The 21,266-nt window shown below is 63.8% G+C and carries 14 protein-coding genes; 6 read left to right on the top strand and 8 right to left on the bottom strand.

What is annotated here, in order from left to right; translation table 11 throughout:
• Positions 1 to 30: 30 nt before the first annotated feature.
• Positions 31 to 2,181, bottom strand: coding sequence for a DNA helicase RecQ (recQ, locus tag RBH19_RS02925; protein ID WP_306727326.1), 2,151 nt, complete (start codon positions 2,179 to 2,181; stop codon positions 31 to 33).
• A gap of 198 nt (positions 2,182 to 2,379) precedes the next feature.
• Here recQ and RBH19_RS02920 point away from each other — a divergent pair, with 198 nt between their 5' ends.
• The 3 genes from RBH19_RS02920 to RBH19_RS02910 all read left to right on the top strand — a co-directional run bounded on the left by RBH19_RS02920 (position 2,380) and on the right by RBH19_RS02910 (position 6,839).
• Complete coding sequence (locus RBH19_RS02920) at positions 2,380 to 5,088, top strand: cation-transporting P-type ATPase (RefSeq protein ID WP_306727325.1); 2,709 nt, start codon at positions 2,380 to 2,382, stop codon at positions 5,086 to 5,088.
• Positions 5,089 to 5,163: 75 nt separating this feature from the next.
• Positions 5,164 to 6,477, top strand: coding sequence for a ferredoxin reductase family protein (locus tag RBH19_RS02915; RefSeq protein ID WP_306727324.1), 1,314 nt, complete (start codon positions 5,164 to 5,166; stop codon positions 6,475 to 6,477).
• Positions 6,474 to 6,839: a cytochrome b5 domain-containing protein gene (locus tag RBH19_RS02910; protein ID WP_306727323.1), complete on the top strand. Its 366-nt coding sequence runs from the start codon at positions 6,474 to 6,476 to the stop codon at positions 6,837 to 6,839. Before RBH19_RS02915 ends, RBH19_RS02910 begins: the two co-directional genes overlap by 4 nt.
• Positions 6,840 to 6,965: 126 nt before the next feature.
• Here RBH19_RS02910 and RBH19_RS02905 read toward each other — a convergent pair whose 3' ends face one another.
• From RBH19_RS02905 to RBH19_RS02885, 5 genes are all read right to left on the bottom strand, one after another.
• A complete protein-coding gene (locus RBH19_RS02905; RefSeq protein ID WP_306727322.1) occupies positions 6,966 to 8,768 on the bottom strand; it encodes a hypothetical protein in 1,803 nt (600 codons plus the stop codon).
• Positions 8,769 to 8,831: 63 nt separating this feature from the next.
• Positions 8,832 to 10,151 (bottom strand): S8 family serine peptidase, encoded by a 1,320-nt coding sequence (locus RBH19_RS02900; RefSeq protein ID WP_306727818.1) that lies wholly within the window; start codon positions 10,149 to 10,151, stop codon positions 8,832 to 8,834.
• A 446-nt stretch (positions 10,152 to 10,597) separates the two neighbouring features.
• The gene (locus RBH19_RS02895) at positions 10,598 to 12,826 is read right to left on the bottom strand and encodes an MtrB/PioB family decaheme-associated outer membrane protein (RefSeq protein ID WP_306727321.1); all 2,229 of its coding nucleotides are present in this window, start codon (positions 12,824 to 12,826) and stop codon (positions 10,598 to 10,600) included.
• A complete protein-coding gene (locus RBH19_RS02890; RefSeq protein WP_306727320.1) occupies positions 12,823 to 13,725 on the bottom strand; it encodes a DmsE family decaheme c-type cytochrome in 903 nt (300 codons plus the stop codon). The genes RBH19_RS02895 and RBH19_RS02890 overlap by 4 nt, the downstream gene beginning before the upstream one ends.
• 356 nt (positions 13,726 to 14,081) lie before the next feature.
• A complete protein-coding gene (locus RBH19_RS02885; protein ID WP_306727319.1) occupies positions 14,082 to 15,467 on the bottom strand; it encodes an MBL fold metallo-hydrolase RNA specificity domain-containing protein in 1,386 nt (461 codons plus the stop codon).
• 164 nt (positions 15,468 to 15,631) lie between these two features.
• On the opposite strand from RBH19_RS02885, the gene RBH19_RS02880 reads away from it, so the two are divergent.
• Both RBH19_RS02880 and RBH19_RS02875 read left to right on the top strand, forming a co-directional pair.
• Positions 15,632 to 16,168: a protein tyrosine phosphatase family protein gene (locus RBH19_RS02880; RefSeq protein ID WP_306727318.1), complete on the top strand. Its 537-nt coding sequence runs from the start codon at positions 15,632 to 15,634 to the stop codon at positions 16,166 to 16,168.
• Positions 16,158 to 17,522: a TIGR04283 family arsenosugar biosynthesis glycosyltransferase gene (locus RBH19_RS02875; protein ID WP_306727317.1), complete on the top strand. Its 1,365-nt coding sequence runs from the start codon at positions 16,158 to 16,160 to the stop codon at positions 17,520 to 17,522. Before RBH19_RS02880 ends, RBH19_RS02875 begins: the two co-directional genes overlap by 11 nt.
• Here the strand turns inward: RBH19_RS02875 and RBH19_RS02870 are convergent.
• A complete protein-coding gene (locus tag RBH19_RS02870; protein ID WP_306727316.1) occupies positions 17,519 to 18,421 on the bottom strand; it encodes a 5'-nucleotidase in 903 nt (300 codons plus the stop codon). The two genes, RBH19_RS02875 and RBH19_RS02870, sit on opposite strands and share 4 nt — an antisense overlap.
• A 92-nt stretch (positions 18,422 to 18,513) precedes the next feature.
• Here RBH19_RS02870 and RBH19_RS02865 point away from each other — a divergent pair, with 92 nt between their 5' ends.
• Positions 18,514 to 20,196, top strand: a complete 1,683-nt coding sequence (locus tag RBH19_RS02865) for an ExeM/NucH family extracellular endonuclease (RefSeq protein WP_306727315.1) — start codon at positions 18,514 to 18,516, stop codon at positions 20,194 to 20,196.
• 11 nt (positions 20,197 to 20,207) lie between these two features.
• On the opposite strand, the gene RBH19_RS02860 is transcribed toward RBH19_RS02865, so the two are convergent.
• Positions 20,208 to 21,092, bottom strand: coding sequence for an ArsA family ATPase (locus tag RBH19_RS02860; RefSeq protein WP_306727314.1), 885 nt, complete (start codon positions 21,090 to 21,092; stop codon positions 20,208 to 20,210).
• Positions 21,093 to 21,266: the final 174 nt, after the last annotated feature.

The raw sequence follows: 21,266 nt of genomic DNA, 5'->3' as shown, positions 1-21,266 counted from the left end.
ACATGATGGGCGGATTATACGCCCTGCTCATTACAATGAGTGCTGCCCGTCAAGCTGACGGATGAGATCGGCCCGCACCAGCTGCAGCGTCTTGAATTCATGGGCCTCGCCCAGGGCCTCATAGACTGGTCGCAGGCGCGGCGCGGGCTCGCCGCTTTCCATCAGGGCGTCGCGAATGCGGTTGAGTTCGCCTTCCGGCAAGGCCAGCACCTCATCCAGGGCCAGCTGCCCGCTTTCCACGCACTGGACCATATGCCCGTGTACGGTGCTGATGGCCAGCCCCCGGCGGGCGGCGACCGCGTCCGGGCTCAAGCCCTCGCGCAGCAAAGCCCCGGTTTCCTGCCAGCTCTCCTCGCCGGACGGCTCGTCCAGGCTGTTGAGCACATCCAGGAACTGCTGGCCGTAGCGCTGCAGCTTGCTGTCCCCCACCCCGGAGACATTCGCCATCTGCTCCAGGGTGCGCGGACGCAGGCGCAGCATCTCCATCAGGGTGGCGTCGTGGAAGATCACATAGGGCGGCACGCCCTCGGCCTCGGCCTGTTCGCGGCGGCAGCGGCGCAGGGCTTCCCAACCGGCCGGGTGCCGGGCCGCCGCAGTCCCCGAGGCCTTTCGGCGCGTGGGCACGGCATCCCGCCGCAGGGTGATGGACTCCTCGCCGCGCAGCAGACCCCGGCAGCCCTCCGAGAGCTTCAGGCGCCCGTGCCCTTCGGCGTCGGCCTGCAGATAGCCTCGGGCCAGCAGCTGCCGGAACAGGGACTGCCAGCTCCGCTTGTCCAGCTCGCCACCGATACCGAAGGTGCTCAGCTTGTCGTGCCCCCACTGGCGCACGCGCTCATTGGCCTGGCCCATCAGGACATCGATCACATGCAGGGCGCCGAAGCGCTGGCCGGTGCGCCAGACACAGGACAGGGCCTTGCGGGCCGGCTCGGTGGCGTCCCAGGTGGCGGGCGGCTCCAGGCAGTTGTCGCAGTTGCCGCAATTGCCATCGTGTTGCTCGGCAAAATAGGCCAGCAGGCTCTGGCGCCGGCATTCGGGGGATTCACAGAAGGCCAGCAGGGCATCCAGGCGCTGGCGTTCGGCCTGCTGCTGGGCCAGCGGGGCCTGGGACTGGGCCAACAACTGGCGCATCTGGTAAACGTCCTGCAGGCCGTAGACCATCCAGGCACTGGCCGGCAGACCATCGCGGCCGGCGCGACCGGTTTCCTGGTAATAGGCCTCCATGCTCTTGGGCAGGTCCAGGTGGGCCACGAAGCGCACATCCGGCTTGTCGATGCCCATGCCGAAGGCCACCGTGGCCACCACCACCAGGCCCTCCTCGCGAATGAAGCGCTCCTGATTGCGACGACGGACCTCCGGCGGCAGGCCGGCATGGTAGGGAATGGCCTCGATGCCCTGCTCGGTCAGCCATTCTGCCGTGGCCTCACTGCGCTTGCGGCTCAGGCAATAGACGATGCCGGAGTCACCGGCGTGGCGCTGGCGAATGAACTGCAGCAGTTGCTGGCGGCCATTGTGCTTGACCCCCACCTGATAGCGGATATTGGGACGATCGAAACTCGAGACCCAGGTCTGGCCACCGTCCGGCAGGAGCTGCTGCTCGATCTCCCGCCGGGTGCGCTCGTCGGCCGTGGCGGTCAGGGCAATGCGAGGCACACCCGGGAAGCGTTCACGCAGGAGATCCAGCTGCATGTACTCGGGGCGGAAATCATGCCCCCACTGGGACACGCAATGGGCCTCGTCAATGGCGAACAGGGCCAGGGGAATCTCGGACAGACGCTCCAGCATGAAGCCCGACAGCAGGGTCTCCGGGGCCACATAGAGCAGATCCAGACGCCCGCCCATGAGATCGGACAGGGTCTGGCGCCGGGTCTCGGCGTCCAGGCTGGAGTTGAGGACGGCGGCGCGCACCCCGTTGTGCGTGAGGGCCTCCACCTGATCGCGCATCAGGGCAATCAGGGGCGAGATGACAATGGCCGTGCCGGGCCGCAACAGCGCGGGAATCTGGTAGCAGAGCGATTTACCGCCCCCGGTGGGCATGAGTACCAGGGCATTGTCGCCGCCCACCACCGAGCGGATGATCGCCAGCTGGCTGCCGCGAAACTGCTGAAAGCCGAAGGTCTCGCGCAGCACCTCATGGGCGCGTGAATCCACGGAAGTCTGATTGTCGGCGGCGGTCTGGCTCATCCTCGATCCAATGGGGCAGGCAATGAACGTGGTCGACAAGGCTACACCAAAAGGCACTGTTATCGGGGCGCGCTTCTGTCAGCCATCGCCGACACCGACTGTCAGGATGCCCCAATACGGAAGGACTTGACCGGCAACCCCGGCTTACGCGGATAATCAGCCAGACCGTTCCCGCACCCCGACACAGGGAGAATCCGCATGCCGGACCAGGAGAACCTGAGCTTTCACAGCCTGTCAGTCGCTGACACCCTGGCCCATTTTGAAACTCGGGAGGACGGCCTCTCCGACCGGCAGGTCGCCGAACAGCGTGAGCGACATGGCGAGAACCGCCTGCCGGAACCCCGACGGCGCGGCCCACTCATGCGCCTGCTGCTGCAGTTTCACAATGTTCTGATCTACGTGCTGATGGTGGCGGGTGCCATCACAATTCTGCTGCAGCACTGGGTGGATGCAGCGGTGATCTTCGGGGTGGTAGTGATCAATGCCCTGATCGGCTTCATTCAGGAAGGCCGCGCCGAACAGGCCATGAACAGCATTCGGCGCATGCTGCGCACGCGGGCTCGTGTAAGGCGTGAGGGGGAAATGCAGGAAATCGATGCCGTGGAACTGGTGCCTGGCGACATCGTACTGCTGGAGAGCGGTGACCGGGTGCCGGCCGACCTGCGCCTGATCCACGCCCGCGGCCTGCGAACCGATGAATCCAGCCTGACCGGTGAATCCGTGCCGGTGGACAAGCAGACCGAGCCGGTGGAAGCCGACACCCTGCTGGCCGAACAGACCAGCATGGCCTGGTCCGGCACCCTGGTGGCCTCCGGTCAGGCTCGTGGCGTGGTAGTAGCCACCGGCGAGCGTTCCGAGATCGGTCGCATCAGCCGGGCCACCGAATCGGTGGAAGCCATCACCACCCCCCTACTGAAAAAGATCCATCAGTTCGGCCGTCAGCTCACCGTGGTCATTCTCATTCTCGCCGCCCTGACCTTCTCGCTGGGCGTCTGGTGGCGGGAACAGGCCATGGCGGACATGTTCTTTGCCGCCGTGGGCCTGGCCGTGGCCGCCATTCCCGAGGGCCTGCCGGCCATCATCACCATTACCCTGGCCCTCGGGGTGCAGGCCATGGCCAGCCGCCAGGCCATCGTGCGCCGCCTGCCGGCAGTGGAAACCCTGGGCTCCGTGACGGTGATCTGCTCGGACAAGACCGGCACCCTGACCCGGAACGAAATGACCGTACGCGGCCTGCGCACCGCGGCAAGCCAGGTGGAGGTCAGCGGCGGAGGCTATGTGGCGGAGGGCAGCCTGAAGATCGCCTCCGGCCCGGACGACGACAGGGCAATCCAGGAACTGCTGTTGGCCGCCACGCTGTGCAATGAATCCGAGCTGCGAGATGACGAGAACGGGCGCCAGATCAGTGGTGACCCCATGGAAGCAGCCCTGCTGGTTCTGACCGAGAAATCGGAACAGGACCCCCGCCAGCTGCGCCGGGACTGGCCACGCACGGACAATATCCCCTTCGAGTCCGAACGGCGTTACATGGCCAGCCTGCACCATGATCACAAGGGCAACGGGCGCATCCTGCTCAAGGGGGCACCGGAACTGGTCCTGTCCCTGTGCAGAAAGGCACTTGGCAGTGACGGCGAGCCCGTCGATCTGGATCACGACAGTTGGGAAGACACACTGAAGCATTTCTCCGAGCAGGGACAACGCACCCTCGCCCTGGCCATGAAATCCTGTGCGAGCGACAAACGCAGTCTGGAAGAATCCGATGTGGAAACGGGGCTGGTGCTGCTGGGTGTGGTGGGCCTGGAAGATCCACCGCGCAAGGAAGCGATTGATGCCGTCCGGGACTGTCAGCAGGCCGGCATCCGCGTGAAGATGATCACCGGTGACCACCTGGGTACCGCCATGGCCATCGGCCGGCAGATGGGCATCGGTGATGGTCGCAAGGGCATGAGCGGTGGTGACTTTCAGAAACATCGGGACGAGGAACTGGCTGATTTCGTGGAGCGCACCGACATTTACGCCCGCTTCAGTCCGGAAGACAAGCTGCGCCTGGTGCGCGCCCTGCGGGAGCAGAAGCAGGTGACGGCCATGACCGGCGACGGGGTCAATGACGCCCCTGCCCTGCGCAGTGCGGATGTGGGTGTGGCCATGGGCCAGAAAGGCACGGAAACGGCACGGGAAGCCTCGGAAATCGTGCTGGCCGACGACAACTTCGCCACCATTGCCAGTGCCGTTCGCATCGGCCGCGGCATCTACGACAACATCCGCAAGTCCCTGCTGTTCATCCTGCCCACCAACGGCGGACAGGCGATGCTGATCCTGGTGGCGGTGATGCTCGGCCTGTCCCTGCCGGTCACACCAGTGCAGGTGCTGTGGGTGAACATGGTCACCGCCGTGACGCTGGCGCTGGCGCTGGCCTTCGAACCCGCCGAGCCGGATGTCATGCAGCGGCCGCCCCGGCCACCCGGCGAACCCATCCTCACCCCCTTTCTGGTCTGGCGGGTGGTGTTTGTCTCCTTCCTGATCCTGGCGGCGACCTTCTGGGTCTTCCACTGGCACCTTGACCAGGGTTATGCCATAGAGGTGGCACGCACGGCCGCCGTGAATACCGTGGTGGCCTGCGAGATCTTCTATCTCTTCAACTGCCGCTACCTCACCCGCACCGTGTTTGCGCGGGGCGGCCTGTTCGGCAACCCCTGGGTACCTGGCGCCATTCTGCTGGTGATGGCCCTGCAGGCCGGCTTTACCTGGCTGCCCTTCATGCAGCAGCTGTTCCAGACCGAGGCCCTGTCACGCGAGAGCATGACCCTGATCCTGGCTGTAAGCCTGCCGGTGCTGTTCGTGGTGGAACTGGAAAAATGGCTGATGCAGCGCCAGGCTCGCGCCGCCCTGAAGGGGACCACGGAGTGAATTGATCCGGGTCAAATCCTGGCGCCCACAGCCTGCTAAGCTCTGACCATGAACCACTGATCCGCGGGTGAGTAGATGCGTTATTCGGGCGATTGGCTGACGACCGTGCTGGTGGGGCTTCCCATTGGCCTGTCGGCGGTATTGGGCTGGCCAGGCGGCACCAGCATCCCCGAGCTCCTTGGCTGGCTGGGCCGGGTGACCGGGGTGGGCGGCCTCGCCTGCCTGCTGGTGGCGGCCATCATGAGTGTGCGGCTGCCACGACTGGACCGCCATTTCGGTGGTCTGACCCGGCTGTGGAAACAGCACCACTACCTGGGCCTGGCCAGTCTCCTGCTGCTGATGGCCCATGTGCTGCTGATGGCCTTCTCGCGACTGCCCTGGGGCCTGCCGGCCATGCAGGAAGTGCTGCTGCCACCGATGGCCGATGCCTATATGTGGGCCGGCTGGGTAGCCCTGATCGCCATGATGATCTTTCTGGCGCCCAGCTTTCAGTTTTTCGGCCGACCCGACTACCAGCGCTGGAAAGCCATTCATTTTCTCGCCGGGCTGGCACTCGTTGCGGGTGTGATTCACGCTGTTCCCCTCACCCGGACATTCAACCTGCCCATGACCCTGCTCGTCTGGGGCGGGCTGGGCGGCCTGGCCATCCTGGTGTTCTTCTGGCGCGCCCTCATCGCCCGGCCACTCATGCGCCAGCCCTGGCGGGTGGAAGCGGTAAGAACTCTGGCCGATCGCATCGTGGAAATCGAACTGCGCCCGACAAGGCATCGCCGAATGGATTTCGAGCCGGGCCAGTTCATCTACTTCACCCCGCATGACCCGGCGCTTTCGGCCGGGCGAAACGAGGAACACCCCTTTACCATCAGTTCGGCCCCCGGCGGGGACACACTGAAAATCGCGGTCAAGGACCTGGGTGATGCCAGTCATGCCCTGCAGTCCCTGAACGAGGGTAGCGAAGCCTCGGTGGAAGGCCCCTACGGCCTGTTCTTTCCGCCGGAGAGCCGCCACAGGAAGCAGCTCTGGATTGGCGGTGGCATCGGCATCACCCCCTTCGTCAGTGCAGCCGAAGCCATTCACCAGGGCGACTGGGCCGAGCACTGGGGTGAGGCACTGCTGATCAACTGCGCCAATGATCCAAGCCGGGCCTACTACCTGGAGCAGCTCCAGCAGGCGGCTCAAGACCATCCAAAACTGGCCATCCAGTCACATTACTTCGTCGAGCATGGCCCGCTGAACACCGATTTCATCCGCCAGCACTGCCCGGATGCGGCGGAACGGGAGTGGTTCGTCTGCGGCCCCCCGGCCCTGACACGTATCGCCCGTGACATCGCCCGGGAACTGGGCGTGCCCTCTTCATCCTTTCATTCCGAGGAGTTCGATTTCCTATGAACAAGACTGCCTACACCGCTTTCGTCGCCTTCTGGGCGGCCGTCGCCACAATGCTGATCGTCAGCGGCCTGTCACCCCAGGCCCAGGCCGACCAGGACAAGGATGAACTGCCTCTCATCACCATGGAAGAGCTGGCCAAGCACGACAACAAGGACAGCTGCTGGAAGGCCATCCACGGCAAGGTCTATGACGTGACCGATTACATTCCCGACCACCCCACCCCGCCTTCCATCATGTATGAATGGTGTGGCCGGGAAAGCACCGAAGCCTATGACACGAAAGGCTATGGCCGCCCGCACAGCAAGGCGGCGGATGCGATGTTGAAGGATATGTTGGTGGGGCGGTTGAAAGCGGAAGACTGAAGCAGAAGGGTCTTCTCTCGTTGTCGTTGTCGTTGTCGTTGTCGTTGTCGGCATGTTCCAGGTTCGAAAAACCGATTACGATTACGACTACGATTGTGGGTCAGGGCTTGAAGGACCAGCGAAGGGTCAGGCTGATCCAGGCTCCCGCTTCCTCCCCCGAGGTCGGGCCAGCGCCAGCAGCACGAGCACCAGCAGTTCATAAGGCCCCCGGCCCAGACTGCAACCCGAGCTCGAGCCGCTGGCGGGCTCGGCCACGCCGAGATTGAAGCGGGCTTCACGACCTTCCGGATGCTCGTCAAGCTGATCCGATACCACCAGGCTGTCAATCCCGTAATCCCCGGCCGCCTCGGGAATCAGCTTGATGGTCACTGTTTCATAGCCCCCCGGTGGGATGCGCTTGATCAGGCAGACATGGACATCGGCACTGCTGTCCCACCAGCAGGGCTCACTGCCCCCCGCCAGCGTGAAATCGTCCGAAGACAGGTCCAGACGCAGGTGGACATTGGTCGCGGTGGCCGGACCGTCGTTTGCCACCCGCCAGTGATACTCAAACTCACGTCCGCTGACTGGCTCACCATCGCCATCCGGCCAGGCGTCGCTCACATTCAGGCGAACCGGCTTCGCTTCCGGCTGAAACACAAACACCGTGCCCCGGGAGTGGCCCAGAGAACCGGTTCCGGCGGCCAGGGCCGCCAGACCCTCCGGGCCCGCCGGCGCAACCATCGAGGCCAGTGCGTGGCCGGAACCCCAGGAAGGCCATGGTGGCGTGAGACTTTCCATCAACGCCCAGCCCTGAGAGGCACTATCATCCCGCTCATAGATGTGCAGCGCGCCATCCATTTCCCCGGAAGATCGCAATCGAGTCGAATGGGTCACCGCCAACCGTTCTCCGTCACCAAAAACGGCTCCGCCACGACCGAAACTTGAATTCCGGTCGTGTGGCGGGTCTGCCTCCGATAGCACCGCTGATTTCTCCCAGCGATCATCATTTTCATCTAACTCGTAAACATATAAGTGCATCCTATTTAGCAGCGTATCCGCTGTTACTTCATTACCGGACATCAACACATGCCTCTCTTCCATGAACAATAACCGCACCTTGCCCGGCTGACGGCCCCCTTCGGGCGGATCGCCCACCAGTTTCTGTTCAAAGCGCCACTCGTCGCTGTCGGCATCATGCCGATAAAGGTAGATCGCACCCAGGCGGTCGTCCTGATCCGCCACCCAGGCATTGCGCGCCGCGATCGCCAGCCAGGGATAGGCCATGCGGACTTCCGTGCCGAAATCATCCCGGTCACCGCCGTCCTCGCGATCCGGCGCCAGCAATTTCTGAACGTATTCCCAATCGTCCATCGCCTCCGACCAGCGAAACAGATAGGTGGCGCCATACTGCTCGTCGGGCAACTGCTCACCGAAAGCCGCGCCCACCGCCAGCCAGCCATTCTCCATCGCCGCACCGGTTCCGAAGAAGAAGGTGTCCGGCTCGGGGCGGTCAATCCGGCGCAGAAACTCCACTGTCCCGCTTGAGGGGTCCCGACGGAATTCGAAGGCCGCCCCACTCTCCCGGCGGCCGGGGACATAACCTTCGTTGAAGGCGCCGACAATGAAGCGGTCACCGTCAATGGCAATGGCCGAGCCCAAACCCGCGCCGGCCGAGGCATCCGTCATCGTGCCCGGTACCCAGCTCTCCTCAACCCATTGACCGCTCTCGTCGGGCGCCATGACAAGGACACCCCCGAGATCGCCGATGGCCCAGGTATTGCCGATCACCACATAATCATCACTGCCTTCGACCCGATTGAAGCGGCCCAGATCTTCTGCCGGCACCAAAGCACCGCCCGAGGGCAGCAGGTCATCCGGCGCCTCCGCGGCCACCGCCGAGACAGCGAGGACCATCTTTGCGATCAACAAGCATTTCAAAACACGCATCACAATCACCGAAAAAGGGGGACAGGATTCATCATTCAAAAATAAATAACAGCACAGTCGAGGTCAGGGGCACATTACCCATTCACCGTCTTCATTCTGGTAGGGGCAGCCGCCCCAGTCACCACCACCGCCGTCTTCGTCGTCATCATCATCGTCGTCGTCACCACCGCCATCATCGTCGTCGTTTGATTGATACCACTGGTAAAGCAGAAGATCCGGGGAGCCTTCGAGATTACCCAGGGCACCCTCGGTGGCATTGCCGAGAATCGCCTGACGCAGGTTATCGGCTCTAATTTCGCCATTCAGTGAACTCGCGTGGATGGCGGCCACCCCCGCCACCAGCGGGGCAGCATAGGAAGTACCGGTGGCGGTGATGGTTTCCGAATCACCGTCACCCCACAGGGTCTGCACGTCCCTGCCTGGAGCAAAGATGTCGACGGCGCTGCCGTAGTTGGAATTACTGTAGCGCATATCGCTGCTATTGGTGCCCCCGACGGTAATCACCCCCGACATCCGGGCTGGCACCTGGGTCGAGGCCAGCGTATTGCTGTTACCCGCCGAGGCAATTGGCAGGACGTTATCCGGCAGTGCCCGGATACTGTCCTCAATACTACTCACCTTGCTTGTAGTCTCATCGAAGCCAAAGCTCATCACGAGGGGCGCGGCTTGGCCATGAGCCTGAGCATGCTCCGCAACACTGTCAAGGGCAGCATTCACCTCGCTGACATACGAAATCCCCCGACAATCGAAAGCGCGCAGATCCTTGACATAGGCGCCTTGCGCTGCCCCGTAGGTTGCCGCGGCCGCCTTGCCCGCCACGGATGTGCCATGCCATCGCTTCCCTTCATCATGGACACCATTGGCGTGAATTCCATCGTCACCACACGGCCATTCATACGGCGGGCAAGGCGGCTCGGGGTCGTTATTCACGCAGCTGGCATCAAACTCCTCATCAGTGAAGCGGTCATGAATTCGCTCGACCTGGCCAGTGAAGAAGTTCGAGTGGTTCTCGTTAACACCGGTATCGATAACGTAGATATTGATACCACTGCCATCATGGGCAAAGGCATAGGAACCAGACAGGTTGCCATCACGCTGATCAATGCGATCCAGGCTCCAGTCGGCTCCATACTGAACCGTGTCCTCACCGGAGCTGGTGGTGCCCGCGCCGTGTACACTCACACGGCGATCACGCTCTACCCGTCGAATGTTGGGGTTGCTGGCGAGGGTGGCTGCCTGCTGGCCCGTCATCTCGGCCACAAAACCCTTACCGGCATGGCGGTAGACCATCAAGGGCTCTACGGCCATGCGTTTCGTCAGTTGTGCAGTCAGGTCCGGCACCGCATCGGCGGGAATTTCAGAACTGCGATTAAAGACAACAATCCAGCGACTGGTCTCTTCGCCGTTGACCTGCCCGGCTTCAATGCTCGCTGCCTCAGCCGAGGCAAACGGGCTGGCTATCAGAGAGAGAGAGAGAGAGAGAGATCAATAGCTTACGCATTTAAATGCTCCTTGCATTTTTTGACTATCCTGTCACCCCCTTTTCAGTGACCTTTTTAACGCTACACGAGCCTTCCCCCTCCCGCAAGCGATGGCAGGAAGCAATAGCCGTACGGACAGCCGCAAGGCGGATGCGATATTGAAGGAGATGTTAGTGGGGAGGTTGAAAGAGGAAGACTGAAGCACGAGGGTCTTCTCTCGTTGTCGTTGTCGTTGTCGTTGTCGTTGTCGTTGTCGTTGTCGTTGTCGGCATTTTCCAGGTTCGAAAAGCCGATTACGATTACGATTACGACAACGACAACGACAACGACAACGACAACGATTGTGGGTCAGGGCTTGAAGGACCAACGAAGGCTCAGGCTGACCCAATCGAGGGTTTCATACCCCAGGCTCTGCCCGGAGCCGATGACTCGTTCGATGGTGTCCGGTGCCACGTCGACCCAGGCCCAGTCGTCGCTGCTGAAGTGGTCGCGGTACCATTCCCAGCGCAGTGCCATGCGCTCCGAAAGCTCATGTTCGCCCGAGAGGGTGATGACCCGGCCGCGGGTGCGCACGGGATCCAGGGGTTCCAGTGTCAGGGCGGGACCACTGAAGAGGTCGAAGGTGCTGCGGCTGCGGCTTTCAACCCATTCCAGGCGGATGCGGTAGCCGGCGTCCTGTGGTTGCCAGTTGAGGCCGCTGCCGAGGCTGCGATAGCGGTCACGATTCTCCACCCGCCAGTTGCGGGCCGGATCCTGAAACTCGCTGGCCAGGAAACCACCCCCGCGGAAACTGCGATTGCTCTGGTCCGCCTCCATGAGATCACTGCTGGCAAAGGCATCCAGCGCCCAGGCACTGCCGATCTGCCAGCCCATGTCGGCGGTAAAGCCCTGGCGATGGCCACGCTCCAGCCCCAGAGGTGAGTTGTCGTAGTCTTCCTGGCTGAACTGATAGCCGGCGCCCAACTGAAGCTCATCGGCGGCGAAAAGATCCCAGCGCAATTCCACCCGCTGCTGATCACGATCCGCGAGATTGTAGCGATACATCAGGGGATGGTTGTCAAAGCGCAGGGCCTCGTCCACGGTGTCGATGTATTCGCTGGTATGGCTGTGAAAGTAATCGGCCGTGGCATCGTAATCATCGGCCCGTCGCCAGGCCTGTTCCAGTCGCAAGGACCATTGCTGGCGTTCGCCCAGGGGGCGCCGAAGTCCGAGGCGAATGCGGTCTTCCTCGGTACGCCCCACATCGGTGTAATCCCGGCGGATAGCCTGGCGCTGGTAGCCGGCAGACAGCTGCCCGCCTTCGGCGAGTCGCCAGGCCGTGTCCAGATCCAGGCGATCCTCGGTGAAACTGATGGGCCGGTTGAGCCGGGCACGGCCATGGGCGGAACCGGGCGTCTGGTTGGCGGCATCCCCACCCACGTAATTGAACACATCCACCGGCGTCCGATTGTCCCGGTCTTCATGGCGATAACGCAGATCCACCCGCAGGCGGGGCATGGGCTGCCAGTTCAGGCGGCCGTGAATCCGCAACAGATCAATCCGCCCTTCCAGGCTGTCCCGGGGCAGGCCTTCTTCCACCGTCAGGTCGGGATTGATGGTGTAGGCCAGGAAGGGTTCGTCCTGTTCCGTGCGCCCGATGGCCATGTCGGCGGACAGTCGCAGGGTGGACGACAGCACCTGTCCAAGACCGAAACGCAGTTGCTGGCTCTGATTGTCGGGAGGCAGGCCCAGATGGCCCCGGCCATCGGGATGAAACGCAGCTGGTGACCACCCTCCCACATCCGTCCAGGGGCTGTCGAAACGCATGTGATTGCGGCCGCCATCAAAGCGGGAGAGAAAGTAGGCGGTTTCGGCATGGAAACCCTCGCGCTGATAACGCAGGGTGATTTCAGCTTCACGGGTCTCGTAATCCACCGGCGCCGGCACCAGTGCCGCACGGGTATTGCCGCCGGTAATGCCCATGACCGCCGCCACGGGACGGGTCCCGTCGCGGCGCTCGACACGGAAATCCGTGCCCAGCTGCCAGCGTTGATCCAGAGTGCGCTCGTGGGCAAGGCGGAGTTCCCGCCGCATGTGATCGTAGGGGGCCACCATGAGGGGTTCATCCAGTCCGCCCATGTCGGAGGTGCCGGCGGCGGCATCCCAGTCGTCGGGCAGACGCAGCTCATACCCGCCGGCGCCGCTGTAAGGCGTCAGCCCATCACCCAGCCGGCGGGGCAGGCCCAGGTAATGCAGGCGGGTGCGATGGACTCCCTGGCGGTTATAGCTCATGTCGAGCCAGCGGCCTGTGGGGCCGCGGCTTTCCGCGTCCAGCAAGAAATGGGCGGGATCGTCGGAAGTCCGCTCACTGCGCCAGTCCAGCCACAGGCCGCCAATCCCGCGCCAGCCTTCGGAAGCAAGGTAGTCGCTGCGGCCCAGACCCGTGAGCTCGCCGTCCTGGTAACCCAGGCCAAGATCAAGGTCCATCAGCAGCCAGCCCGTGTCCCCATCGCTGCTCTGCTCGGCCGCCAGTGGCCAGGACAGGGCCAGCAGCAGCACTGGCAGCCAGTAGCGACCCGACCGGGGCGAAAGACTCATCGTGTCTGCCCCACGCCGGAGGGGTGGTTGGAGCCATGCACCTGGGTGTGGCAGTTCATGCAGTTGCGCTGGAGCATGGAGGCCGACGCACCACGAGGCGGAACATCACCGCCGTGCAGGGCCGTGCTGGGATGGAAGGCGGCCGAGTGACATTGCTGGCAGAGCTGTGGCCCGCGGGAACGCAGGAGATTGTCATGCACGGCACCGTGGGGCTCATGGCAGTTGCTGCAGCTCTCGCGCACCGGCGGATGCTCCCAGAGGAAGGGGCCACGATATTCGGCATGGCAGCTGTAACAGGTTTCGTTCAGGGAGGCTGAACGCAGCTCGCCCGTACTGATGCTGCCGTGGGGGGCATGGCAGTCACTGCAGCTCATCTGGCCCGCCCGCATGGGGTGAGTGGAAGGCCGGTGGATCTCGGCACGCACCCGCGTATGACAATCCAGACAGACCCGGTCACGACTCGCTCTCGCCATCATGGGATCACGGGCCACATGGGACTGGTGACAGTCGGTACAGGAAACGTCATTGAACTCGTGGGCGCTGCCCCGCCAATGGCGCTGGGCGGCATCGTCATGACAGCTGAGGCAGGCGCGATTGGCGTCCGCCGCCGGCGTGTTCCGGTTGAAGGAAACGGCCGGTGGGGGACGCACACCATCTCGCACGGAAAGGTGGGCAAGGCTGGGGCCGTGACAGGCCTGGCACTGGCGGTCGGCCGCCGGACTCAGGGGGTCTCCCAGCATGCCATGGGGCGTCTTGTTGATGGCCGCCAGGGGATGATCCGGCTCCCGCATGTGGCACATGACACAGGCGCGCTCACCACCCGGGGCATAGCCGGCTTCCACCGGGTAATCCTGGGCGGACCAGACCGTCCCCAGCAACAGCAGATACCCGAGTATCATCTTCCCTCCCAGAGCTGATCCCTCCATCGCAAAGCGTAGCCCAATTCACGAGAGAGGAGTTGATTCGGGTCAATTCATTAGGGAACCTCTGATTAATTCATTCGCACCCGCAGTTGGCGCTGAGAGCTGCTGAGTCAAGGCGCAGCGCGCAGCACAGTAGCCTCTGCGCTACGGGCAAGCGCTGTAACGCAGAATCAGCAGCTCTCAGCGCCAACCCCTTGTGGGCCAACGGGATTTTCCCTCTCGACTTCGTTACTCCTCACTCATGTAGCGCAGAGGCTACACTACGCTCGTCGCGCCTCGCGAGAGGAAAAATCCCGTTGGCTGCGGGCGCGAATGAATTAATCAGAGGTTCCTTAGTAGTCGAGCCGATCACCCCGTTCCGGGCAGGCAGCATCGACACTGAAGCGTTCGCGCAGAGTGGCCGCCAAGGCCTCACGAGCCTTTTCTTCCCCATGAATCAAGGCAACAGCGGGCGGCAGGGTGAAGCCGCGATACCAGTCACACAGGCCGTCGCGATCGGCATGGGCGGAAATGCCGCCCACGGTGTGGATGCGAGCATTGACACGGTACTCCTCGCCCCAAAGGCGAATGCTGGGAGCACCATCCACCAGCTGACGGCCGGTGGTGCCCTCGGCCTGGAAACCGGCAATGATGATCTGGGTTCCCGAACGCCCAACCTGATGCTTGAGGTGATGCCGAATACGGCCGCCGGTACACATGCCGCTGCCGGCGATGATGATGGCCCCGCTCTGTATGCGGTTGATGGCCATGGACTGTTCCGCGCTTTCGGTGAAACGAAGATTGGGGAAACGGAAACGTGTCTGGCGCACCCAGGCCGCCGCCTCGGGCCGCAGAAAGCGGTCATGGCGGGCATGGATTTCCGTGGCCTTGATGCCCAGGGGTGCGTCCAGAAAGATCTGCCAGCCGTCCAGCCCCCAGTCACCGTAATGCTTTCCGAAAAGATAGAGCAGCTCCTGAGTACGGCCAACGGCGAAGGCGGGTATCAGAATGTTGCCACGACCTTCGGACGCCGACTGAATGATCTGCTTGAGCTCGAAGTCCGTTTCCTGGCGGCTGCGATGGCAGCGATCTCCGTAAGTGGATTCCATCAGCACCAGATCCGCTGCCTCCGGTGTCTTCCAGTCGGGCATCAGCGGACTGCCCTTCTGCCCCAGGTCGCCGGTATGGATCAGACGACGCCAGGCACCGCCTGAACGGGTATCGATACTGACCACCGCGGATCCAAGGATATGCCCGGCATCCTGGAGCCGTAACCGGACATTGGGGAGAATGTCGTAAACCTTGTCGTAATCCAGGGGCCGGATCTGCGCCATGCAGGCACGCACATCCTCCATCGTGAACAGGGGCTCGACCGAATCACCATTCTTGCCATTGTCCCGCCGACCCAGGAACTCGGCTTCACGCTCCGCCAGCCAGGCCGCATCTTCCAGCAGAATACCGACGATGTCGCGGCTGGCCCGATGGGTGTAGATGGGGCCGGTGAAACCCTGCTGAACCAGGCGGGGCAACAGGCCAGAGTGATCCAGATGGGCGTGGCTCAGCACCACGGCATCAATGCTCCCGGGATCAAAGGGAAAGGCATCGCGGTTACGGGCTTCCTCGTCGGGGTGCCCCTGGGCCATGCCGCAATCCAGCAGAATGCGACGACTCTCGAAGTGAAGCAGGAAGCAGGAGCCGGTCACCGTCCCTGCAGCACCATGGATTTGGACTTCCGGCACCTCACCCTCTCCTTCGCTCTCTTGCCCGCTGCTGTCAATCTGGCAGAGTCAAACTGACTGCAAGGTTATCATCCCGGCATCGTGGAATGGCATGAACCCGGAGTTTGACCACGATTAAACGGGCGTCGACAATATCCGCAAGACACTCGCTGCGGGAGATCCTGATGAGAACCCTTATTCTGGCATTGGCACTGATCTTTGTCTGGCTTTCCCCGGTGGGCAACCCGGCCGAAGCCGGAGGTACGGAGATGCCCGACATCCCACACAAGACGCAAGTGGACGAGAACACGCTGATTGGCGGTCCACCGGATCAGGAACAGTTGCGCGAAGCCCGTGATGCCGGCATCCGCACCGTGGTGGATCTGCGTGGCGTCAGTGAATATGGCGATTGGCAGCCGAGTGATGTTGTCACATCTCTCGGCATGCTCTACATCCCTATCCCCGTGGCCGGTGCCGACGGGCTGACACGACCGGCCATCGAGGCCTTCGACCGGGCCATCGCCGCTGCCGGTGACCAGCCGGCCCTCTACCACTGCGCCAGCGGTAACCGCGTTGGGGCCATGTTTGCCCTGCGTTCGCATCTCATTGAAGGCGCGGGGCTGGAAGAATCCCTGCGAATCGGCCGCGAACACGGGCTGACGGGGCTGGAAGACCAGGTGCGTGAGATGATCGAATCCGGCCGGATTCCGGATGGCCGTTGAGTCAGGCCGTGAACGCCTGACGGTTTTCAGCCGCCTGCCCCTGCCGGGCCAGAGCAAGACACGACTGATCCCGGCCCTGGGTGCCGACGGTGCCGCCCGCCTGCAACAGGCCATGAGCCTGCGTGCGATCACCCTGGCCTGCCTGTGCGCTCGCCGTCGCCCGGGCCTGGAGGCCCGCCTGGCGCTGTCCGGTCCCCTGGAACGCGCCACGGACTGCTTCGGACGGCTGCTTCCAGTGGAAGCCCAGGCCAGTGGCGACCTGGGTGAGCGCATGGCGGCAAGCTTTCGTGCCGGCCTGGAAGCGGGTGCGAGCCGGCAGCTGATCATCGGCAGTGACATCCCCGGCCTCAGCGTCGAACGACTGCAACAGGCCCTGGATGCCCTCCAGGACAAGGAGCTGGTTCTCGGCCCGGCCCGGGACGGCGGCTATTACCTGATCGGCCTGGGGCGCGAGCTGCCACCGGCCCTGTTCCATTCCATGCCCTGGGGCGGGCCGGAAGTGCTGGGTCTGACCCTGGCGCGGGCCGCCGAGGCGGGCCTGTCCTGCCGCCTGCTCCCAACTCTGGACGATGTGGATGAAGCGGCCGATCTGGGGCATTGGCGACGGGCCCGGCGACAGGCCCCTGCCCTGTCGCCCGACGACGGCGTGAGCGTCATCCTGCCGGTACTCAATGAAGCGGAACGGATACCGGCCCAGGTACGCCGCCTGTTCGCCGAGGGTGCAGACGAGGTCATCGTGGCCGACGGCGGCAGTGAGGATGGCAGCGTTCAAGCAGCGGCGGAAGCCGGGGCCAGGGTAATCCACACCCCTCCCGGGCGGGCCGTACAGATGAACCATGCCGCCCGGGAGGCCCGCCACCCCCTGCTGCTCTTCCTGCATGCGGACACACGGCTGGCCGAGGGCTGGCGGGATCCATTGTTCGCCGCCCTGTCCGGGGCAGGCGGGGGTGAGCGCGTGGTGGCCGGCGCCTTTCGTTTTAAGGTCGACGGCCGAGGGCTGCGCTATCGTCTGATGGAGTGGCTGGTGGCCCTGCGCTGCCGTCTGCTGCGCCTGCCCTACGGGGACCAGGGCCTGTTCTGCCGCCACGAAGTCTTCTTCCGCGTGGGCGGCTTCCCCGAGACCCCCTTGATGGAAGATTACCTGCTGGTGAAACGCCTGCGCCGTGAAGGACGCATCCACCTGCTGCCACTGCCGGCGCTCAGTTCGGCGCGCAACTGGGAGCGGGCCGGCTTCTGGCGGGTCTTTCTTGCCCACCGTCTGGTGCTGATCGGTCACGCCCTGGGCGTTCCCCTGCCCCGGCTGGCCCGACTGCGACGGCGACTGCTGCGAGGCCCTGAACGGAAAAGCGCCTAGTTTCCCTCGTTGGCGATGCCATGGGGCACATGGCCGGTGGCCACGATATTCGCCGCCCGTTCCACATGGGCACGCTGGTCGTCGAAGAATATGTCCGCGCCAAAGGCCTGCAGGAAAGGCGTCTTGTCCATGCCGCCGAGGAAAATGGCTTCATCGATACGAATGTCCCATTCCCTCAGGGTGCGGATCACCCGTTCATGGGCCGGGGCATCCCGGGCCGTGACCAGGGCGGTGCGAATGGGGCTGTCCTCGATGGGGAAGGCCTGCTGAATACGGTGCAGGGCGGAGAGAAAGTTGCGGAAGGGGCCGCCGGACAGGGCCCGGCGCGCCGAGGACTTTTCCGACTTGCGGAACTCATCCAGGCCCTTCTCCCGAAAGATGCGCTCGGCCTCGTCGGAGAACAACACCGCGTCGCCGTCGAAGGCCAGGCGGATCTGGTCGGAATCATTGGCTCCGGCCGCCGAGGGCACCAGGGTGGCGGCGGCGCAGCCCGCACGCAGGGCCGCCCCCACGTCACTGCCGTGGGCGGACAGAAAGAGATCCGCGCCGAAAGGCCCGATGTAGCGCCAGGGTGATTCCCCGTTGGTGAACGCGGCCCGGGTGATGCCCAGTTTGTGATGCTCGATGGAGTTGAAGACCCTCAGGCCGGTGTCCGCGCTGTTGCGGGAGAGCAGGATCACCTCCACCAGGGGCTCCTCTCGCCCCTTGTTCAGGTGCAGCAGCTTGCGCACCAGGGGGAAGGCCACCCCCGGCTCGAGAATGTCGTTCTCGTGCTCGATCTGGAAGGCCGAATAGGCCTCCACGCCCTCCTCTTCAAAGCGGCGGTGGCTGTCTTCCAGATCAAACAGGGTGCGGGAAGAGATCCCGATCACCAGTCGATTGTCGAGTCGCTGCGGCATGATCATGTCCTCCTGTACGTACCCATCATATCAGCCCTGTCCGACAGGCGATGTCGCATCCGGCCGCGCCCCGGCGGTGTCATAATGCGGGCATGGACATCGTCAATAAATCCCTGATCGTCGTTTTCCTTGCCTGGTTCAGCCTGCTATGCACACCGGCCTGGGCCGACTGCCCGGTGGAGGGCCTCACCCCCATTGCCGAGCTCAAGGGTGAGAGCGGAGCCCGGCAGGAGGGCGAGCGGGTGCTGGTACGCGGCATTGTCACCGGTGACTTCCGGGGAGAAGAGCAGCTGAACGGCTTCTACCTGCAGTCCGGGGAGCCGGCGACGGGCATCTTCGTGTATGCCCCCGGCCTCTCCCCCGCCGAGCCCGTCATTGCCAGTGGTCAGGACGTGGTCATCGCGGCCCGGGCCGGCGAGTTTCGTGGCCAGAGGCAGCTTGGCCGAGTCAGCCAGATCCTGGTCTGCGGTGAACCGGGTCTGCCCGATCCCCTGCCCCTGGAATTGCCCGAGGCCGACCGGCAGAAGTGGCAGCGCTTCGAGGGCCGCCTGGTGGAGATCGAGGGACCGCTGACCGTCACCGGCAGCTTCGAACTGGCGCGCTACGGCAGCCTCGACCTGGTGGCCGGTCCCCGCCTGTTCCGCCCGGGCAATTTCCCCGGCGGCCTACCCGAAGCCCTCAGGCGCAGCCGGGATCATGCCGCCTACCGCATCATTCTGGATGATGCCCATTACCGTCAGCATCCCGATCCCACGCCCTACCTGGATGAGAACGGCACGCGCCGGGTCGGCAGCCAGCTGCCTTCCCTGCAGGGCATTCTCACCCACGCCTTCGGGCGATGGCGGATTCACCCCCTCGCGCCCGACACCCTTCGCTTCGAGGACAGCAATCCGCGCCCACCACCGCCGGCCCGCCACGGCGGCCCCCGCCTGGCGGCATTCAATGTGGAGAATTACTTCCTGACCCTGGGCGAACGGGGTGCGAGCGACGAACAGGAGCTGGCTGCCCAGCGGCGTGCCCTGCAGGCCGTGACGGCTGGCCTGGACGCTGACCTGGTCGGCCTGATCGAGGTGGAGAACCGCCCGATGGCGGTGCATGATCTGCTCAATCGCCTTGGTGAGGGACTGGAACATGGCGGGTATCACCATTTCAATCTGGGTGAAGCGGTGGGCACGGATGCCATCCGCAGCGTGCTTGCCTGGCGTCCCGAGCGGGTGGAGAAACTGGCCGGCCCCTTCATCGATGACCGTCGCGTGCATCACCGACCGGTGGTGGCCGGCCATTTCCGTCTGGGCGGAGAGGGACCGGGCAAACTGGTGGCCGTGATTCACTTCAAGGCCAAGTCCGGCTGCCCGGAGAGTGGCGACATCGACCGTGGCCAGGGCTGCTGGAATGAACGCCGCACCCGGCAATCCGAGGCCCTGATCGAGTTCCTCGACCGCAAGCGCGAGAAGACCGGTACGAACCGGGTCATCATCATGGGCGATATCAACAGCTACGGTGGTGAAGACCCGGTGCAGGCATTGCGGGATGCCGGCTATGTGGATCTGGTGGCCAACCATGTGCCCGCGGAACAACGCTACAGCTATGTGTTCCGGGGTGAATCCGGCTACCTGGATACGGCCATCGCTTCGCCGGAACTGGCCGACGACATCCAGCGCGTACACTTCTGGCCCATCAACGCCGATGAACCCCGCTTCCTCCAGTTCCAGCAACCCGGCCCATGGCGCAGCTCCGACCACGACCCGGTGATCATTGATCTAAGGAACCACTGATCAGAGGCCCCTTATTCCTTGAGGCAGAGAACGCCGGCCAGTTGTCGGGAGAGTGCCTGCAGGCCGTTCAAACCCAGCGGTGGCGGCTTGCTGGCTTCAATGGGATGAAGGCGTTGCCCGGGGAAGCGCGCTTGCAGGCGTTGGTGGAGGTCGTCGGTACCGGCTTCGGCGCGGTTGATGAAGAGACAGGGGATGGCGACGTCGGCCTGTTCCAGGGTCTGGCGAGCGCGTTCGGCCTCGAGCACGCTCAGGCGGTCGTCGTTGGCCACCAGCAGAAAGGCGGTGGTGGCCGGGGCCTGCAAGCGTTCGCGGCTGCGTTCGAACAGAGCCCGTCGCTGCTCCAGCACCGTCCGCGCCCGATCCCAGCGGGCCTGCTCCGGCCCGCCCTGCCCCTGGCCATGACGGGACAGCAGGGCTTCGGTCCAGGCGCGCATGCTGGCCGGCAGCGTCAGCAGATGCAGGGTATGGCCGGTGGGTGCGGTATCGACAATGATGCGGTCCCAGGCATCAATCTCATCCAGGGTACGACACAGGGCCTCGAACAGGGCTGACTCCATCACCCCCGGGTGCTGCCCCGCCAGCTCGATCTGTCGCTCGGCTTCCTGCAGGAATTCCGGCTGGGTGAACTGCTGGATGTTTTCCTGCACCTGCTCCAGGTACTGGCGCCGTGCCACCTCCGGATCGAGTTCACGAACGAACAGGCCCGGACGAACTTCGACCGGCCTGTCCCCGAGCGGTTGCTCGAGAAGATCGGCCAGGGAATGGGCCGGATCGGTGGACAGCAGCAAGACCTTTTCGCCCTGCTCGGCCAGGGCCAGTGCCAGGGCGGCGGACAGAGTCGTCTTGCCAACGCCACCCTTGCCGCCGAGGAAGAGGATGGGGGGTAACGGGGGCACGTTAGGGCCGCAAGCGGTCATCGCGCACCTAAGGGTAAATGCCAGTCAGGTTTTCTCGTAGTCGTAGTCGTTGTCGTTGTCGTTGTCGTTGTCGGATTTTTCGTCTTATCGAAAGGCCGATTACGATTACGATTACGACAACGACAACGACAACGACTGTGAGGCTGCAGGCTT

The organism is Natronospira bacteriovora (assembly GCF_030848495.1).
In the GTDB taxonomy this organism is placed as follows: domain Bacteria; phylum Pseudomonadota; class Gammaproteobacteria; order Natronospirales; family Natronospiraceae; genus Natronospira; species Natronospira bacteriovora.
Note: the sequence above shows the minus strand (reverse complement) of the source record. Positions and strands in the feature narration are given on the sequence as shown.

Excerpts from the sequence above, each read along its gene's own strand:
- recQ (WP_306727326.1), bottom strand. The coding sequence starts at position 2,181 with ATGAGCCAGACCGCCGCCGACAATCAGACTTCCGTGGATTCACGCGCC.
- RBH19_RS02920 (WP_306727325.1), top strand. The coding sequence starts at position 2,380 with ATGCCGGACCAGGAGAACCTGAGCTTTCACAGCCTGTCAGTCGCTGAC.
- RBH19_RS02915 (WP_306727324.1), top strand. The coding sequence starts at position 5,164 with ATGCGTTATTCGGGCGATTGGCTGACGACCGTGCTGGTGGGGCTTCCC.
- RBH19_RS02910 (WP_306727323.1), top strand. The coding sequence starts at position 6,474 with ATGAACAAGACTGCCTACACCGCTTTCGTCGCCTTCTGGGCGGCCGTC.
- RBH19_RS02905 (WP_306727322.1), bottom strand. The coding sequence starts at position 8,768 with ATGCGTGTTTTGAAATGCTTGTTGATCGCAAAGATGGTCCTCGCTGTC.
- RBH19_RS02895 (WP_306727321.1), bottom strand. The coding sequence starts at position 12,826 with ATGAGTCTTTCGCCCCGGTCGGGTCGCTACTGGCTGCCAGTGCTGCTG.
- RBH19_RS02890 (WP_306727320.1), bottom strand. The coding sequence starts at position 13,725 with ATGATACTCGGGTATCTGCTGTTGCTGGGGACGGTCTGGTCCGCCCAG.
- RBH19_RS02880 (WP_306727318.1), top strand. The coding sequence starts at position 15,632 with ATGAGAACCCTTATTCTGGCATTGGCACTGATCTTTGTCTGGCTTTCC.
- RBH19_RS02875 (WP_306727317.1), top strand. The coding sequence starts at position 16,158 with ATGGCCGTTGAGTCAGGCCGTGAACGCCTGACGGTTTTCAGCCGCCTG.
- RBH19_RS02870 (WP_306727316.1), bottom strand. The coding sequence starts at position 18,421 with ATGCCGCAGCGACTCGACAATCGACTGGTGATCGGGATCTCTTCCCGC.
- RBH19_RS02865 (WP_306727315.1), top strand. The coding sequence starts at position 18,514 with ATGGACATCGTCAATAAATCCCTGATCGTCGTTTTCCTTGCCTGGTTC.